This window comes from Amycolatopsis sp. NPDC051128 (assembly GCF_040682715.1).
Taxonomy (GTDB): Bacteria; Actinomycetota; Actinomycetes; order Mycobacteriales; family Pseudonocardiaceae; genus Amycolatopsis.
Genome location: NZ_JBFBBN010000005.1, coordinates 111,604 through 127,439, shown reverse-complemented (window position 1 = coordinate 127,439; position 15,836 = coordinate 111,604). Strand labels below are relative to the sequence as shown.

The following is a 15,836-nucleotide window of genomic DNA, read 5'->3' as shown; positions in this document are numbered from 1 at the left end:
CATACTCACCCAAGGTGATTGAGGTCGCAACGATGGGTGGTCCAGGAACCCGCGCTACTCCGAGCGCGCCGCCGTGTCTTCGGCGACCGCGTAGTCGCCGAGCGCCGGTTCGAGCAGGTCGAAGGCTCGGGCCGCGTCTTTCGCGGCGGTCTCGGCGATCTCGCCGTTGGCGTGTCCGGCCAGGGTCAGGTCCTGGATGCGTTGGAACAGGACGCGGTGCACGGCGCCGAGCAGCCCGGCGACGGTGCGGACGGTGATGTCGTCCGGCCGCGCGCCGACAGCGTCGGCGAGGGCTTCGGCCAGTGCCTGTTCGCGCCGGTCGTGCAAGCCGCGCAGGCAGGTCGACAGGGTGGGGCTGTCGGTGATCATGCGGGAGAACTCCGGGCCGGAGAAGCCCGCGACCGGGTCCTCCGCCGCGACAGCGGCCTCGAAGACACGGCGAAGCGCGGCGAGCGCGGACTCGCCGGCCTGGCGGGAGGTCACGGCGCGAGCCAGGGTGGCGGCGAACTCGTCCTGGTGATCGAGGGCCATGTCCTCCTTGCGTGCGAAGTAGTTGGTCACCGTCTTCTTCGCGACGCGGGCGGCCGCGGCGATCTCGGCGATGGTGGTGTTCTCGAAGCCTTGCTCGATGAACAGCCGGGTCGCGTGGTCGGAGATCAACTGCCGCGTCTCTTGCTTCTTGCTCTCCCGCAGACCCAGCGGGGCACCCGTCCTGGCATCCATGAGACGAATATTACCACCGTAGTAAAAGTATGTTGACAGTACCCGGTGCTCCGGCTAATCTTACGTCCGTCGTAAAGTTACCCCGAAGGGAACCACTGGATGCGCAACCGCCACCTCGGCAAGTCCCAGCCGGCTTCGGACCCGGTGCGGCGCCGCCGCGACGAATGGCGCCAGGCACAGCACCGTGTCGTGCGGTCCCCGGCGCCGAACCCCCGCCGCGCCATCCCACGGCGCGGCGCCCGCTGACGATCATCCCCACCCCCTGGAAGGAACCCCCTTGCGAATCACGGCCTCCACCATCTCGCTCACCGTCGACGACGTCGCCGCCTCCCACGCCTTCTTCACCGAGCACCTCGGCTACCAGGAACAGGCCGCCGGCGACGGATTCGCCTCCCTCACCCGAGGCGTCGACAACGCTGCCGTCGACATCGTCCTGCTCCGGCGAGGCATCGAGGTCCTGCCGCCCAACCAACGCGACCAGCGTGCGGCCGGCCTGATCCTCGCCTTCACCGTCACCGGCCTGGAAGCCGAGGAGACGCGACTGCGCGCCGAGGGCGTCGAGATCACGATGCCGCTGCGCGAAGAGCCATGGGGCGAACGCCTTTTCCAGGTCACCGACCCCAGCGGCGTCGTCGTCCAGTTCGTCGAGTGGGCCACACCGGACGGCATGAATAGACCGTGAATGTCGCATTGAGGGACTTCAAGTCCCTCAATGCGACATTCACGGACGATTGCCGGGACTGCCCGCGTGGCTCCGGACTTGCGGCTCACCACGCGACGGCGAGCCTGAGCGGCGGCCCCACCGGCTCAGCCTGTTCAAGCGATACGGAGACTGGCCCGAAGCACGGTCAACTCCGGGTCCACAGGGACCGCATCTGCCGGATGAACTGGTCGCGATCGCCTGCGGTGACCGCGGCGATCCGGCTCGGATAGGTGTCGAGCACCGCCCGCATCCCCGTCATGTCCAGCATGCGCTCGAAGGAAGAGTTCCGGCAAAGTCGCTTTCCGCCGCATCCGGGCGGCGACACCAAGAAACCCCTCGCAGCCACCCCTCCCCAAGAGACTTTGCCGGGCCCCGGGCGGCCGACGAGGGGCGTGCCGGACCGATCACCTCGGCGTCAACCAAGAGGACCGGCCGCGACCGGAATGACGCCCGAGGTCGGAGATCACCGAAATGGGTGACGCGCCGGTGTCCGGAGTCCAGCAGGGCGCGGTCCTCGAACCTGCCGAGCAGCCCGGACCCGACCGAGTCCTCGATGCGCACCAGGTCACCCGGCCACCGGCGACCGGCCACGCCGACCAAGTTTGGGTCCATGGCGGACACCACCCCGAACGCAAGCGTTTCCTTCCACCCGAGTTACACGGTTCGTTTCGTTTGACAGAACCCCTCGATTTGTGGCTTACCCGTTGACCTGATCGAGGTCGAATTCACCCGGTTGTCGGGGGTGACGGTTACTGCGTCTGCGTGCCAGGGTGGTATCTCCTGTCCACAGGAGTGAACGGGACGGAAAACCGAGCGCGAGATATCGGCTTGGCCCGGGGGAGGGCAGAGACAGTGCCGCACAGAACGCAGCCCGCTCGTGCGTTGGTTGCCGACTTACCGGAAACGCTGGCCAGGATCGCCGAGGACCGCGACTGGACCGCGCTCGAAGCCCTGTGCGACCAGCATTACATCCTCGCCGTGGACGGCGACCTCGCCGGCCGTCTGCTATTCGTGCTCAGCCAGGTTCCGGACGAGGAACTGCGCGCCCGCCCACGCCTGATGATCTCGTGGATCAGCGCTTACCACGCGATGAGCCAACCCGTTGCGAGTGAACTCAGACCATATCTGCGCCATTACACCGAATTCGGCACCCGCCTGGCGGCGACGATGGACATCGCGGGCGAGACGTCGGTGGCGACCCTCGTCACGGTCGGCACCGCGGCGATGATCGGGTTGCGGATGCGAGGCGCGAGCGCCGAGGCCGAGGAACTGGGCGAGCGCCTCACGCTCCGCGCGGCGCAGCTCAGCTCGCTGCCCGGCGCCGACGAGGAACCGCGCCCCGGGTGGCTCGCCATGCAGCGAGGTCTGACGCGTTCGCTGATGGACGACTTCCCGGCGGCGGTGGGGTGGTACCGCCAGGCGTACGAGCGTGCGACGGTCGAGCCGGAAACGGTGGCCACCGCCCTCAATGCCGCCGCGAATCTCGCCATGATCTTCGCGCATCTCGGTCACGGCGTCCTCGCCCACCAGTGGCTTGAACGGATGCGTGGCTTCGAGTCACCGTCCGAGCGGGTCCGGTTCCTGCTCACCGTGGGCGGAACGATCGCGCAGGGCTGGGACGCGCTGGACCGCTACGACGAGGCGAGCCTCGCCGACCGGCTGGAGGTCACCGGGGACGGCACCAGGCAACTGGAGGTCTGGCCCTTCGTGGCGGCGTTGACGTTCGCACACGGGTTGTACCTCGGCGACCCGGCGGCGTCGCTGGCCCACCTGGGCACGCTCCCGCTCGGTCACGCCCCCGAACTCGTCGGGCAGGGCACCGCCTTCCGGGTGATCCGACGTGCCCACGTCGAGCTGCTGATCGCCACCGGCCAGGCCACCCGCGCCTTGAGGTTGATCAAGGAGACGGACCCGCAGGGGTCGTGGCTGGCGCTGCCGGCCGCCCGGATCCGCCTGCTCAACGGCGAGTACGAGGCCGTCCGCGCGATGGCCTCGCGCACGTCCTGGCACGAAACCACATCGCGTCGGGACGCCCGGCAGATGCTGCTGCTCAAGGCGATCGCCGCACTGCGCATGGGTGACGAGGACGAGGCACGCCGGTCGCTCGTGCCGGTCCACCGCGTGCGCACGCCGGGTGAAGTGCTCTCGCTCGCCTCGTTGTCACCGGCCGATCGCGACGAGGTGATCCGGCTGGGCGGCCTTTCCCTGACCGACGAGGCGGCCCAGCGTCTGGCCCGGGCACGGCCGGTGTTCCCGGAACGCGTCGAACTGGTGGAGCTGACCAACCGCGAGCAAGTGGTCCTGACCGAACTGGACGCCGGCCTGACCATCGGGGAGGTCGCGCGCAAGCTCGTCGTGTCCGTCAACACCGTGCGCACACAGGTGAAAAGCGCTTACCGCAAGCTCGGCGCGTCCAGCCGCGAGGGCGCGCTGATGCGGGCTCACGAGCTCGGCCTCCTCTAGCGGAAGAGTGTCGCGCCGAGCGGGTGTCGTTCGTCGAACCCGGGGAGTACCAGGAAGCTCGCGCCGGCGGTGGTGGTGGTGAAGGACAGCAGTGCGTCGCCGTTGTCCATGCGGGTGAGGGTGTTGGTGAACGTCCGGATGTCGTTCTGGAAGCTGATGAACAGCAAGCCGGGTGCGGGTTCGTCGATGGTGTAGGAACGGCGCAGCATGAGGCCGACGCCGACCGCGGTGGAGTGCGCCCGGCGAAGGTGGGCGTCGGCCGGGACGAGGTAGCGCCCGTCCGGCGTTTTGGCGCCGAGGTCCGGGTCGGAGGCGATGGTGCCGCCGGAGAGCGGTGTGCCGGTGTCCCGGCGTCGCCCGAAGACCGCTTCCTGTGCGGCTACGGGCAGTGCGGCGAACCGCGGCAGGTCGAGTTCCATGCGCCGGAGCACGGCGATGGTGCCGCCGGCGACCGGCGCCGGCCCGGTCAGCCACAGGTCCCGTTGCTGTTGGGCGGTCGTGTGCGGGCCGACGATGCCGTCGATGAAGCCGAACACGTTCCGCGGCGCGGTCAGGCCCTCGTTCACCGGATTGGTCGAACCACGGCGTCCGGACTGCCGCCAGCGCTCACGCAGCCGGTCGCCTGCCTGACCCAGCAGCGCCGCGGCGACGATCGGCGGGACGACCGCGTCGCCCGCGCAGATCTGCACCATCAGGTCCCCGCCACGTGCTCGCGGGTCGATCCGCTCGCGGGAGAACTGCGGGAGATCCGCCGTGCCGGGCAACGAAGGGTCAGCCCTGCGCACGAGTCGCGGGCCGACCCCGATCGTCACGGTGAGATCGCCCGGTGGCAGGCCCAGCAGCCGGGCGTCGGTGCCTGCGGCGAGCGTGCGGACGGCCTCGCCGAGTTCGGCCAGCAGGGGGCCGACGGCCGCGCCGTCATCGACGTCGGCCACCACGACCAGCAGATTGGGCTGGGCTTCGCGGGGGAGCGTGATGCCGGCCTGATGCGGACCCGTCGGCGACACCGCCGCGGAGGCCGCGGGGGCATCGCGCCCCGGCTGGGCGGAACCCGGTTCGCACCCGGCGGTGAGGCCGGCGACCAGCATGGTGGCGCCGGCACCGAGAAAAGCGCGGCGTGACGGTTTGTCTTCGATTCGGCCCACGGTGTGAAGAGTGCCAGATTCCCCCTACCGACGGCGAATCCCGTGGTCGTGCCAGAATGGGATTCATGCTTCGTTTCAGTTTTGCCGTGATCGTGGCGGTGCCGGTGTTCGCACTGGCCGGTTGCGGCGCTGACGACGACGGATCAGGCAAGGGCAGTCGACCGGCCGGCGAACACGTGACGATCCGGGTGCCGGCCGACGCCCCGACGATCTCCGATGCGGTGTCCCTCGCCCGATCCGGTGATCTCGTGTTGGTCGCGCCGGGCGTCTACCACGAGTCGGTCAAGGTCGGAACGGCTCAGGTCACCCTTCGCGGCGAGTCACGGGACGCGGTCGTCATCGACGGTCAGTTGCAGCGCCCGAACGGCGTTGTCGTCACCGCGCCCGGGGTGGCCGTGGAGAACCTGACCGTGCGGAACAACACGCAGAACGGGGTCCTGGTCACCGGTTCGGCGGCGGCGGCAGGCGGAACTCCGGGGCAGGGCGGCTACGACACCGGCGACGAGCCGGTCACCTTCCTGAAGTCGTTCCTGGTCTCCCACGTGACCGCCACCCGCAACGGGCTGTACGGCATCTACGCGTTCTCCGCCCAGGACGGCGCCATCGAACACTCGTACGCGTCCGGTTCGGCCGACTCCGGGATCTACGTCGGACAATGCAAGCCCTGTCGCATCGTGGTGCGGGACAACATCGCCGAACTCAACGCGGTCGGCTATGAAGGCACCAACGCCAGCGGGGACGTGTACGTGGTCGGCAACCGCTTCGCCGGCAACCGGGTCGGGCTCACCACCAACTCCGACCACCAGGAGAAGCTGCTACCGCAGCAGGGTTCCCACGTCGTCGGCAACCTGATCGCGGCCAACCAGCAGGCCTCGACGCCGGAACAGGCGGACGGCGGGTGGGGCGTCGGCATCGGCATCGACGGCGGCAGTGACAACCAGGTCGTCCGCAACCGGGTCGACGGCAACGTCAACGCCGGGCTGGTGATCACCGCGACCGCCGACGTGCCGCCGAACGGCAACCAGATCGTGGACAACACCTTCACCGCCAACGGCGTCGACGTCGGCTGGACGTTCCCGACCGCCACCCGAGGACGCGGAAACTGCTTGCGGGGCAACGAACTCGCGACGACGGCACCCGCCCAGCTCGCGACGACCGCGTCCTGCCGGGTCGCCGGCCAGCCGTCCGGGCCGTCCGGCGCCTGGCCGAACCCGAAGCCACCTCGCGGTATCCCGTTCACCGAGGTGGCCCCGGCCGCCCCGCAGCCGCAGTTCCCGGACGCCACCGCCGGCCCCACCGCTGTTCCGGCCGTTCCCGCGCTGCCGGACATCGAGAAGGTCCCGCTGCCGCCGGCGTCACTGCTGGCCGATGGCGCGCTGGTGCGGACATCTTGAGCGATGGCTACCCCGTCGGGGTGACTCCGGGTGCCGGCTGGACCGGAACGTACGTCCGGGTGGCGTCGAAATCGACGACCACCGGCTGGGGCTCGGAAGCCACGTCGGCCTGGACCCGGTGCATGGTGCCGTCCGAGCCGACCCAGTAGCGGGTGTTTCCCGCGGTGCCGGGCTTGCCGCGGGCGGCCGGTCCGGACAGGACGTCCACTGGATGGCCGTCCACCTGGTCCTGACCGACCCAGGCGGCGCCGTTCTGCGGCAGCAGTTCGGCGTTGTCCGGCCGGTCGCTGCCGAGGCTGAGCGCGATGAGCAACGAACTGTCCAGCGAACTGCCGGACGTTCGCAGCGGACGGCGCTGCCAATCGGATCCGGGCGGCGACGCGGGTGGCTCCGTGGGGGTATTCGCCATCGGGTGGACGAACACGGTGGCGGTGTTCCACTGGATCAGCCCGTCGCTCGACGTGTCGCGCCCGGTGCCGCGCACCACGCCGTAACCGAGCTTGGCTCGGTAATCGATGGATCCGGTGATGACCAGCCCGCCGGCGGTGGTCGGCACGGTGATCGTCACCGCGCGGCCTCCCGCCTCGTAGTTGCGGAACCGCGCGATCGCCAGCCGGTTCGCCTCTTCCGAGGTCAACGCACGCGGCCCAGCGGGCTCCGCACGGGTGTCGACGATCAGGAACGTGGCCGGCCCGGCCACCGCGGCAACCGCGATGCCGATGACGACCGCCACCCAGCGCGGCGGTAAGCGTCGGCGCCGCGGAAGGCGTTGCTGGGTTCGCATACTCGGCACGAGGCAGGACGTTAACAGCCTTGCCGATTCACCCCCTGATTCACCCGATCATTCGGCACATGGGGGACGCCGTTCTGGTTGTCTGTGACGGTTCACGACGACTTTCGCAGGGGGATGACGATGAGCCGGAGAACCCGGACGCACAGGGGTCGACTGGCTCGGGTGGGGCTGGCCGGTCTGTTGCTGGCGAGCAGCGGCATCACCGGGGCGGTCGCCGGCACGGCCGCCGCGTCGACGACGGACGGCACGCTGACGGTCCAGGTGTTACGGGACTTCTTCGGCACCGGCGTGATCAACACGGTGATGGACGTGCCGCAGCAGGGCATGCACGTCGACGTCTCCGACCCGGAAGGCCGCCACGTCACCGGCACCACGGATGCCACCGGGAAGGTCGTGGTGCCACCGTCCCCCGCGCTGACCGGCGGCCACTACCGCGTCGACGTCACTGTCCCGGCGCCGTACGGCGCTTATCTGCGGGCGGCGCCGGCCTCGACGGCGACCAATCATTTCGACAGTTTCACCACGTTCGTGGACGTGTCGGGCGGCAAGGACGACTCGGTGATCACCGGGGTCTGGAACCCCGCCCACTACACGCTGCCGGATTCGCGGTATTTCGTGCCGGTCCACAATGGTGCTCGTGGGGAGGACACCCGGGCGTTGGTGGCATTCGGGGTGGACACCCGCGGTACGTGTCCCGACGGGGTCGCGTGCCCGACCACGCTCGCCACCCAGGCCCAGGTGGGCACGACGTTCGGGCTGGCCTACGACAAGAACCGGAGCCGGCTGTTCCAAAGTGCCTTCGCCCGGCGGCACACCCTGTACGGGCCGGCGGGTGGGAACGCGATCTACACCGTCCCGGTCGACGGCGGCGGCGCGCCCACCCTGTTCGCGAAGGTGCCGGACGCCGCGGTGACGCCGCACGACACCGGCAACATGCTCAAGGATGGCGGTTTCACCGACGCGCCCGGCAAGGAGAGCATCGGCGGCCTCGCGCTGTCGGAGGACGGCTCCACGCTGTACGCGATGGACCTGTCGACCCGGTCCCTGGTCAGTTTCGACGCCACCGGGACCACCGCCTCGGCGCCCGCGGACACGGTGCCGGTCCCGGACCCGGGCTGCGCGGCATCCACCGACTGGCGGCCGTTCGCCGTCACGGCACACGACAGCACCCTGTACGTCGGTGGTGTGTGCAGCGCGGAGAGCACCCAGAACCGCGCGGACCTGAAGGCTGTCGTCTACGCCTACGACGGCACGCTGTTCACCACGGTGCTGACCCAGCCGCTGACCGCCGAGCGCGGTGAAGTCCTCACCAGCGCGTCCAAACCTCCCCAGACCAACCACTGGAACCCGTGGGACACCGCACTGTCGAGCTGGGACAAGCACGCCGTGAACGGCAGCGGTGCGTTGATCGATCCGCAGCCGCACCTGGCCAGCCTGGCCTTCGCGCGTGACGGGTCGATGATCCTCGGCTTCCGCGACCGGTTCATGGACGCGGTGGGCTGGGGTTCGCTGGACCCGCGGCCCGGCAACGACACCACCCAGAACGGCTTCTCCGGTGGAGACATCTCCATGGCCTGCGTCAACCCGGCCGGTGGGTACTCGTGGGAAGGCACCGGGGACTGCCCCGGCCACGCGGGCGTCAACGACGGCGAGCAGAGCGGTGGCGTGGTTGAGTACTTCCCGGGCGACTACTTCGCCCCGGGCGGCCCCGCGGCGCTTGGGCCGCACCAGGAAGCCGCGCAAGGGGCGGTCGCCTACATCCCGCAGCAGCAATGGGTCGTGAGCACGCAGATGGACCCGACCATCCACGTCGCCACCGGCGGGACCGGTTATTACGACATCACGACCGGGGTGGGACCTGGTAACAATGCATCGGCCAACGCGTACGAGTTCGTCGGCCGAAACCCGAACAACGGGTTCGGCAAGTCCGGCGGGCTCGGGGCCATCGCGTACCAGGCGGCGAACGCGCCGATCCAGATCGGCAACCTGGTGTGGTTCGACGGCGACCACAACGGCGTCCAGAACCCGGCGGACGTGCGGCTGCCCGGTGCGACGATCAACCTGGTGGACTCCACCGGCAAGCAGGTCGCCACGACCAAGACCGATGCGGCAGGCGAGTACTACTTCGGCGGTGTCGGCGCCGCCTACGAGCTGACGCCGGGCGCGGAATACACGGTGCAGTTCAACGTCTGCACCGCGAACACCAGCAAGGTGACGAGCCGGCCACCGGCCACCGAGCTGCGGTTCACGCTCCCACTGACCGGCGACGACCGGGTGCACGACTCCAACGTGGTCCCGCCGACCACCGGGCAGCTGTGCAACGGATACGCGCCCGTGACGGCCCCGGCCAACCCCGGAGAAGTCGATCACACGATCGACGCGGGCGTGTACATCCCCAAGGCGCCGCCGACCACGACACCGCCGACGACCGAACCGCCGGCGAGCACGGCACCGACCACGACGGTCCCAACCGGCAAACCCGGAGGTTCACTGGCCTTCACCGGTGTGTCCGGCCTGCCGTGGTTGTTGCTCCTCGGCCTCCTGGCCCTCGGCGCGGGTGTGACACTCACGTTCGTGGGCCGGAAGCGCCGCGCCAAGCGGAACTGAAACAGGTCTGCCCGCCCGCGATGCCGAGATTGCGCGGGCGGGCAGACCGCGTGCCCCGCCAGCCGACAAGGGACTATTCACGCCAGCCCGATCGCCTCGTTCAGCTTGGCTCGGGAGAGCGTGCTGCCGCTGCTGAGCATGCGGCCTCGCTCCCTGGCGGGAGCGGGGCCGCCGGTCACGCGGCTAGTGTCGCGCGTCCGAGGTGCGTTGACAGGGGCCCTGGCTTGCGCCCCAATGTGGCGTTGGTTGCGTCTGACGCACCGAACGCCACATTGGGGCGCTCGGCCCGAACGTCAAACAACTTGCGACGCGCGCCACTAGTTGACGTACACCGAGTAGCCGATGCCACCCGACCTGGTGCCGTCGGCCGTGTTGCCCCGCACCGCCGCCGTCCAGCCGGTAGTCATACGCCACGACGTTCGGCATGCCCGGCGTGAACCCCGGTCCAGCCGGGGCGCGTAGAACGCAAACGTGGCGCCGACGGGCCCGAGGCCCACGATCAGCACGTCGGCATCAAAGGGTGTCGGTCACCGGAACGCCGCCTGGCCGGTCAGCGCCTGCCCGATCACGAGGGTGTGCATCTCCACCGTGCCCTCGTAGGTGAGGATCGACTCGAGGTTGTTGGCGTGCCGGATGACCGGGTACTCCAGCGAGATGCCGTTCGCGCCCAGGACGGTGCGGGCGGTGCGGCAGATCTCCAGCGCGGCACGGGTGTTGTTGAGCTTGCCGTAACTGACCTGCTCTGGGCGCAGACCCCGGTCGTCCTTGGTGCGGCCCAGGTGGAAGGCGAGCAGCGTGCCCTTGGCCAGCTCCAAGGCCATGTCGGTGAGTTTGGCCTGGGTCAGCTGGAAGGAGCTGATCGGCCGGCCGAACTGGACCCGGTCGCCCGCGTAGGCCAGGGCGGCCCGGAAGGACGACCGTGCGGCACCCATGGCGCCCCACGCGATGCCGTAGCGCGCCTCGTTGAGGCAGGACAGCGGCCCGCGCAGGCCACGTACCTCCGGCAGCACGGCGGATCCGGGCAGCCGTACGGAGTCCAGGACCAGCTCGCTGGTGACGGACGCCCGCAGCGACATCTTGTGCTTGATGGCGGGAGCGGAGAAGCCGGGGGTGTCGGTGGGGACGACGAAGCCGCGGACGCCGTCGTCCGTACGGGCCCAGACCACGGCCACGTCGGCGACCGACCCGTTGGTGATCCACATCTTGCGGCCGTCGAGGACCCAGTCGTCGCCGTCGCGGCGGGCGGCGGTGCGCATGCTGCCCGGGTCGGAGCCGGAGTCGGGCTCGGTGAGGCCGAAGCAGCCGATGGCGGTGCCGGCCGCGAGGCGGGGCAGCCACTCCTGCTTCTGTTCCTCGGAGCCGAAGGCGTGGATCGCGTACATGGCCAGAGAGCCCTGCACCGAGACCAGGGAGCGCAGTCCGGAGTCGGTCGCCTCCAGCTCCAGGCAGGCCAGGCCGTAGTCGACCGCGCTCATGCCCGCGCAGCCGTAGCCTTCCAGGTGCATACCCAGCAGGCCGAGTTCGCCGAGTTCCTTGGTGAGGCCGCGGATGTCCTCGATCTCCCCCTGCTCGAACCACTCGGCGATGTGCGGTTCGACGCGGCGGTCGCAGAAGGTGCGGACGGCGTCGCGCACGGCCCGCTCGTCGGGGGTCAGCAGGCTGTCGATTTCGACGAGGTCGAGCGGGGCGGCCGGGCGCGGGGCGTGCAGGGCGTGCATCTGTGCTCCAAACAGAGGTTGAGGGGAAAGGGGGCCGTCGGCCGGGGAGTTGCCGACGGCCCCGGCTCACGAGGTGGCCGTGGGGCTGATGATGAAGTTGCTGAAGCCGCCGTTGCGCACGGCGATCCCGCTGATGGCCTCGTTGACCTGCTCCAGGGGGTACACGTGGTGCTCCAGCGGGCTCAGGTCCAGTAGGCCGGCGCCCGCCATGTCGGCCATGGTCTGGCCCTCGGCGGAGGTGAACCACGCCGAGCCCATCAGCCGCAGCTGCTGGTCCATCATCCGGTGGATGTCGATCGGCAGATCACCGGCGACGGCGCCGATGTTGACGGCGATGCCGCCGCGTGCCATCGCCCGCATGCCCGCGCGAAACGTCTCGTGCGGGGCGCCGGGGCCGAGGGCGTCGATGTAGATGTCGGCGCCGTAGCCGCCGGTCTCCTCGCGGACCCAGTCGTCGAGCGGGCCGTCGTCCAGGGAGTGCAGGTTCAGCCGGCCGCCCGCCAGCTTGCCGACCTGGTCGAGCAGGGCCTTGTCCCGGCCGGTGCCGTACACGTGGGTGAGTCCCATGGCGGGGGCGAGGAGCGCGGCGGCGATGCCCAGGGTGCCGCTGATGCCGTTGATCAGGATGGTCTTGCCCGGACCGGCTCCGGCCTTGCGCAGCGCCGAGTACATGGTGCCGATGTAGCCGAAGCGGGCGGCGGCCTCGAAGGACAGGTTGCCGGGCAGTTTCACCAGGCTGTAGGCCGGGGCGACCATGTACTCGGCGAGCCCGCCCTGGTAGCGGTCGAGCAGGTCGATCGCGGTCGGGGAGAAGCCGAAGTATCCGGCGAACGCGTAGCTGGCGCAGTTGATCGAGTCGCCGCCCCGGCAGGAGCGGCAAGATCCGCAGGAGCGGCCCGGGTTGACGTAGACCCGGTCGCCCGGCTTGAAGGCCTGGACGCCGTCGCCGACCGCCTCGACGACGCCCGCCGGGTCGAGACCGAAGATCGCCGGCAGGGTCGGCAGGGGGCTGTGCGGGAACCAGGTGGTCCACATGTTCAGGATGTTGGCGAGGTTCGGGACGATGTTGACGGCGTGGACGGCCACGCGGACGTCACCGGGGCCGGGCTCGGGAACGGGCAGTTCCTCGAGCTTCATCGGCTCGCCGACGGCGTGCATCCGCGCGGCTCGCATGGTCGCACTCATGGGCTCTCCTGGGGTGTGGGTGAGGGAGCGGTCGCCGGTGACACCGGCGGGGCGTGGGAGGGGGAGTGGGGAGGGGCAGCGGAGTCAGGCGTCGAGCAGCGTGGTGAGCCGCTGCCGCTGGAGCTTGCCGGTCGCTCCACGGGGCAGCGCCGGGACCAGGCACAGGCGCCGTGGCCACTTGTGCTTGGACAGCCGGCCGTCGAGATGGGCGCGGATGTCGGCCAGGGTCGGCTCGCCGGCGTCCGAGACGACGAAGGCCGTCACGAGCTCGCCCCAGACCGGATCGGGGGTCCCGGACACGGCGACCTCGACGACGCCCGGGAAGTCGGCCAGCGCGTTCTCGACCTCGGCGGGATCGATGTTCTCGCCACCGGTGATGATGGTGTCCTTGACGCGGCCCACGACCTCGAGTCGTCCGCCGTCGTCGAGGCGTCCGCGGTCTCCGGTGCGGAACCAGCCCTCGGGATCGGTCGTGGGCCGTGCCCCGGCGGCCGTCCAGTAGGACGAGGCGACCGACGGGCCGCGCACCCAGATCTCGCCCACCGTGCCGGCCCGGGCGGGCGATCCGGACCGGTCCACGACCAGCAGCTCGACATGCGGCACGGGATCTCCGGCCGCGGCGGCCGAGTCGAGCGCGGAGTACGTCACCCCGGCGCAGGTCTCGGTCAGGCCGTAGGAGTCGACGACCGCGATGCCCCGCTCGGTCAGGCGTGCCCTGGTTGCGGTCGGGGCTGGTGCTCCGCCGGAGAGGATCCACCGCAGTCCGTCCAGGTCGCCGCTCGGGAAGCGGGGATGGCGGGCCAGCAGGGCCGCCATCGCGGGTACGGCGAAGGCGCACGTCACCCGGTGGTCGCGGACCAGGTCGATGAACAGGTCCGGGTCGAACCTCGGCGCCAGGACCACCGTCCCGCGACGGGCCCAGGTGTACTGCGGCAGCCCGCCCAGCACGGCGACGTGGGCCAGCGGCGTGGAGACGAGAGCGACGTCGTCCGGGCCGACGGGCAGCCGGCTCAGCCCGTTGACCATGCTCCATCGCAGGTTGTCATGGGTGAGCGCGACACCCTTGGGGCGCCCGGAGGTCCCCGAGGTGAAGGCGATGATCGCCACGTCGGATCCGGCCGGAGGGGGCGGTCCCTCGGCGATCGGAGCGGCGGGCTCGTCGACGGGGTGCAGGGCGTCCCAGGTGAGCTCGTCCGCCGCGAACCCCGCCTCGGCGACCACCGCACGCGGCGCTGTCTCCTCGCGGATGACGGCGAGTTCCGCGCCGGTCAGCTGGGGATGGACGGGGACGAGGACCGCCCCCATCCGCGTCACCGCGAACATGGTGATGAGGGCCTCGGGCCGGGTCGCTCCCTGCATCACCACACGATCGCCCCTGCGTATCCCGAACGCGTCGAGGCGGGCGACCGTACGCCGGATGGCCAGATTCAGCTCGGCATAGGTCCAGGAACGGTCCGTGAAGACCAGGGCGGGCCGGGAGCCGGCCTCGGCCGCGCTCGCCACGAGATGGGCACCGAACCAGGAGTTCATCCGCGCACCCCCGCGGCGCGTCGGGCACGGGTCAGCGCGCCCAGCGTCGATCCCGTGAGGTCGGCGGCGCACACCGGCGCGTCCTGCTCCAGCAGCCGCCGGGCGGCCAGGTGTTCCGCAGGCCAGTTCAGCGTCTCCACGGCCACCAGCCGGTCGTCGCGGAAGGCGTACGCCGCCAGCCGTTCCGGGGAGCCGCCGGTCGCCAGGTACACGTCGTCGCTGCTCACTCGCAGTCCGGCGATCTGGAGTTTGATGTCTCCCTGGTCGCTCCAGAACCAGGGCAGGCTCGCGTAGGGCACTCCGGGAGAACCGGCTATCCGGCGGCCGACCAGCGTCCCCTGATCAGTGGCGTTCGGCACGGACTCCAGCCGGACCAGCCCGTCCGCGTACGGGTTGGGGTGGCGGGCGCAGTCGCCCACAGCGAAGACCCGGGGGTCGGTGATCGAGCGGAGCTGTTCGTCCACGATCACACCGTCGTCCACGGCCAGACCGGCGTCCCGCGCCAGCTCGTCCCTGGGGGCGGCGCCGATGCCGTAGACGACGAGGTCGGCGGGCAGTACGCCCCGGTCCGTGACGACCCGCCGCACGCGTTCCGTGCCCTCGATCGCCCGCACAGCCGTGCCCGTGAGGATCCGGACGCCGACGCGTTCGTGTCGCTCCCGCAGGTGCTCCTCCACCTGCGAGGAGACGGCCCGGCTCAGCAGCCGGCCGGCCAGCTCGACCACCGTCACCCGCCCCCCGCGCGCCCTGGCGACCTGGGCCAGTTCCAGCCCGATGAACCCGCCGCCGATGACGACCACCTCGCGGGCGGTCGCCAGCGCCCCGCCGATCGCGAGGGCGTCGTCGAGGGAGCGGAGCGCGTGGACGCCGTCCAGCTCGGCGCCGGGGACGGGCAGCGGCCGGTTGTGTGCGCCGGTCGCCAGCACGAGGTGCTCGTAGGGGACACGTGCGCCCGAGGCGGTGGTCACCGTGCGAGCGGCGGTGTCCACGGCGATGACGTCGTCACCGAGCCGCACGTCGATGTTTCGCTCGCGGTAGAAGGACTCCGGCACCAGCTCGACCCGGACCGGATCCGTGTGCGCCTTCTTCGACAACGGCGGCCGCTGGTACGGCAGATGGGGCTCCGCCGCGAACACGGTGACCGGGCCGTCGTAGCCGGAGGCGCGCAGGGTCGACACGACGCTGAATCCGGCCTGTCCGCCCCCGACGACGACCACGCCCGCGGTGCTGGGGCTGCTCATACCTGCCCCTCGGGCACGTGGACGACCAGTCCGTCGAGTGCGTCGGAGAGCTGGATCTGGCAGCTGAGCCGGCTGGTGGGCCGGCGTTCGGCGGCGGTGAAGTCGAGCATCTCGTCCTCGACATCGTTCGGCGGTCCCACCAGGTCGGTGTGCCGGGGGTCGACGTAGACGTGGCAGGTGGCGCAGGAGGCGTTGCCGCCGCACTCGGCGACGATGCCCGCGACGCCGTTGGCGACGGCGGCCTGCATGAGGACCGTCCCCGACTCGGCGGTGACCTTGCGTTCGGTCCCGTCGGGCGACTGGAAGATGACGGTGGGCATGGAGTCCTCCTGGT

14 protein-coding genes are annotated in these 15,836 nt (G+C 70.5%); 5 read left to right on the top strand and 9 right to left on the bottom strand.

Annotation, left to right across the window (positions count from 1 at the left end):
* Window positions 1–54 precede the first annotated feature (54 nt).
* Window positions 55–723, bottom strand: coding sequence for a TetR family transcriptional regulator (locus AB0M82_RS08150; protein WP_364718693.1), 669 nt, complete (start codon window positions 721–723; stop codon window positions 55–57).
* Between the two features lie 99 nt (window positions 724–822).
* Here AB0M82_RS08150 and AB0M82_RS08145 point away from each other — a divergent pair, with 99 nt between their 5' ends.
* Complete coding sequence (locus AB0M82_RS08145; RefSeq protein ID WP_364718692.1) at window positions 823–969, top strand: hypothetical protein; 147 nt, start codon at window positions 823–825, stop codon at window positions 967–969.
* A 31-nt stretch (window positions 970–1,000) separates the two neighbouring features.
* Window positions 1,001–1,405, top strand: a complete 405-nt coding sequence (locus tag AB0M82_RS08140) for a VOC family protein (RefSeq protein WP_364718691.1) — start codon at window positions 1,001–1,003, stop codon at window positions 1,403–1,405.
* 166 nt (window positions 1,406–1,571) lie between these two features.
* On the opposite strand, the gene AB0M82_RS08135 is transcribed toward AB0M82_RS08140, so the two are convergent.
* Complete coding sequence (locus tag AB0M82_RS08135) at window positions 1,572–1,694, bottom strand: hypothetical protein (protein ID WP_364718690.1); 123 nt, start codon at window positions 1,692–1,694, stop codon at window positions 1,572–1,574.
* Window positions 1,695–2,308: 614 nt separating this feature from the next.
* Here AB0M82_RS08135 and AB0M82_RS08130 point away from each other — a divergent pair.
* Window positions 2,309–3,889, top strand: a complete 1,581-nt coding sequence (locus tag AB0M82_RS08130) for a LuxR C-terminal-related transcriptional regulator (protein ID WP_364718688.1) — start codon at window positions 2,309–2,311, stop codon at window positions 3,887–3,889.
* On the opposite strand, the gene AB0M82_RS08125 is transcribed toward AB0M82_RS08130, so the two are convergent.
* The gene (locus AB0M82_RS08125) at window positions 3,886–5,034 is read right to left on the bottom strand and encodes a Dyp-type peroxidase (RefSeq protein WP_364718686.1); all 1,149 of its coding nucleotides are present in this window, start codon (window positions 5,032–5,034) and stop codon (window positions 3,886–3,888) included. The genes AB0M82_RS08130 and AB0M82_RS08125 overlap by 4 nt on opposite strands.
* Before the next feature lie 65 nt (window positions 5,035–5,099).
* Here AB0M82_RS08125 and AB0M82_RS08120 point away from each other — a divergent pair, with 65 nt between their 5' ends.
* Window positions 5,100–6,428: a right-handed parallel beta-helix repeat-containing protein gene (locus AB0M82_RS08120; protein WP_364718685.1), complete on the top strand. Its 1,329-nt coding sequence runs from the start codon at window positions 5,100–5,102 to the stop codon at window positions 6,426–6,428.
* A gap of 7 nt (window positions 6,429–6,435) precedes the next feature.
* On the opposite strand, the gene AB0M82_RS08115 is transcribed toward AB0M82_RS08120, so the two are convergent.
* Entirely contained in the window at window positions 6,436–7,161 is a 726-nt protein-coding gene (locus AB0M82_RS08115; RefSeq protein ID WP_364718684.1) for a hypothetical protein, read from the bottom strand.
* Between the two features lie 222 nt (window positions 7,162–7,383).
* Between AB0M82_RS08115 and AB0M82_RS08110 the strand changes: the two genes are divergently transcribed.
* Window positions 7,384–9,828, top strand: a complete 2,445-nt coding sequence (locus AB0M82_RS08110) for an SdrD B-like domain-containing protein (RefSeq protein WP_364718682.1) — start codon at window positions 7,384–7,386, stop codon at window positions 9,826–9,828.
* A gap of 527 nt (window positions 9,829–10,355) precedes the next feature.
* On the opposite strand, the gene AB0M82_RS08105 is transcribed toward AB0M82_RS08110, so the two are convergent.
* From AB0M82_RS08105 to AB0M82_RS08085, 5 genes are all read right to left on the bottom strand, one after another.
* Complete coding sequence (locus AB0M82_RS08105; RefSeq protein ID WP_364718681.1) at window positions 10,356–11,546, bottom strand: acyl-CoA dehydrogenase family protein; 1,191 nt, start codon at window positions 11,544–11,546, stop codon at window positions 10,356–10,358.
* Between the two features lie 66 nt (window positions 11,547–11,612).
* Window positions 11,613–12,731, bottom strand: a complete 1,119-nt coding sequence (locus AB0M82_RS08100; RefSeq protein ID WP_364718679.1) for an alcohol dehydrogenase catalytic domain-containing protein — start codon at window positions 12,729–12,731, stop codon at window positions 11,613–11,615.
* 84 nt (window positions 12,732–12,815) lie between these two features.
* The gene (locus tag AB0M82_RS08095) at window positions 12,816–14,261 is read right to left on the bottom strand and encodes an AMP-binding protein (protein ID WP_364718677.1); all 1,446 of its coding nucleotides are present in this window, start codon (window positions 14,259–14,261) and stop codon (window positions 12,816–12,818) included.
* Entirely contained in the window at window positions 14,258–15,502 is a 1,245-nt protein-coding gene (locus AB0M82_RS08090; protein WP_364718676.1) for an FAD-dependent oxidoreductase, read from the bottom strand. The genes AB0M82_RS08095 and AB0M82_RS08090 overlap by 4 nt, the downstream gene beginning before the upstream one ends.
* Complete coding sequence (locus tag AB0M82_RS08085) at window positions 15,499–15,822, bottom strand: 2Fe-2S iron-sulfur cluster-binding protein (RefSeq protein ID WP_364718674.1); 324 nt, start codon at window positions 15,820–15,822, stop codon at window positions 15,499–15,501. Before AB0M82_RS08085 ends, AB0M82_RS08090 begins: the two co-directional genes overlap by 4 nt.
* Window positions 15,823–15,836 lie beyond the last annotated feature (14 nt).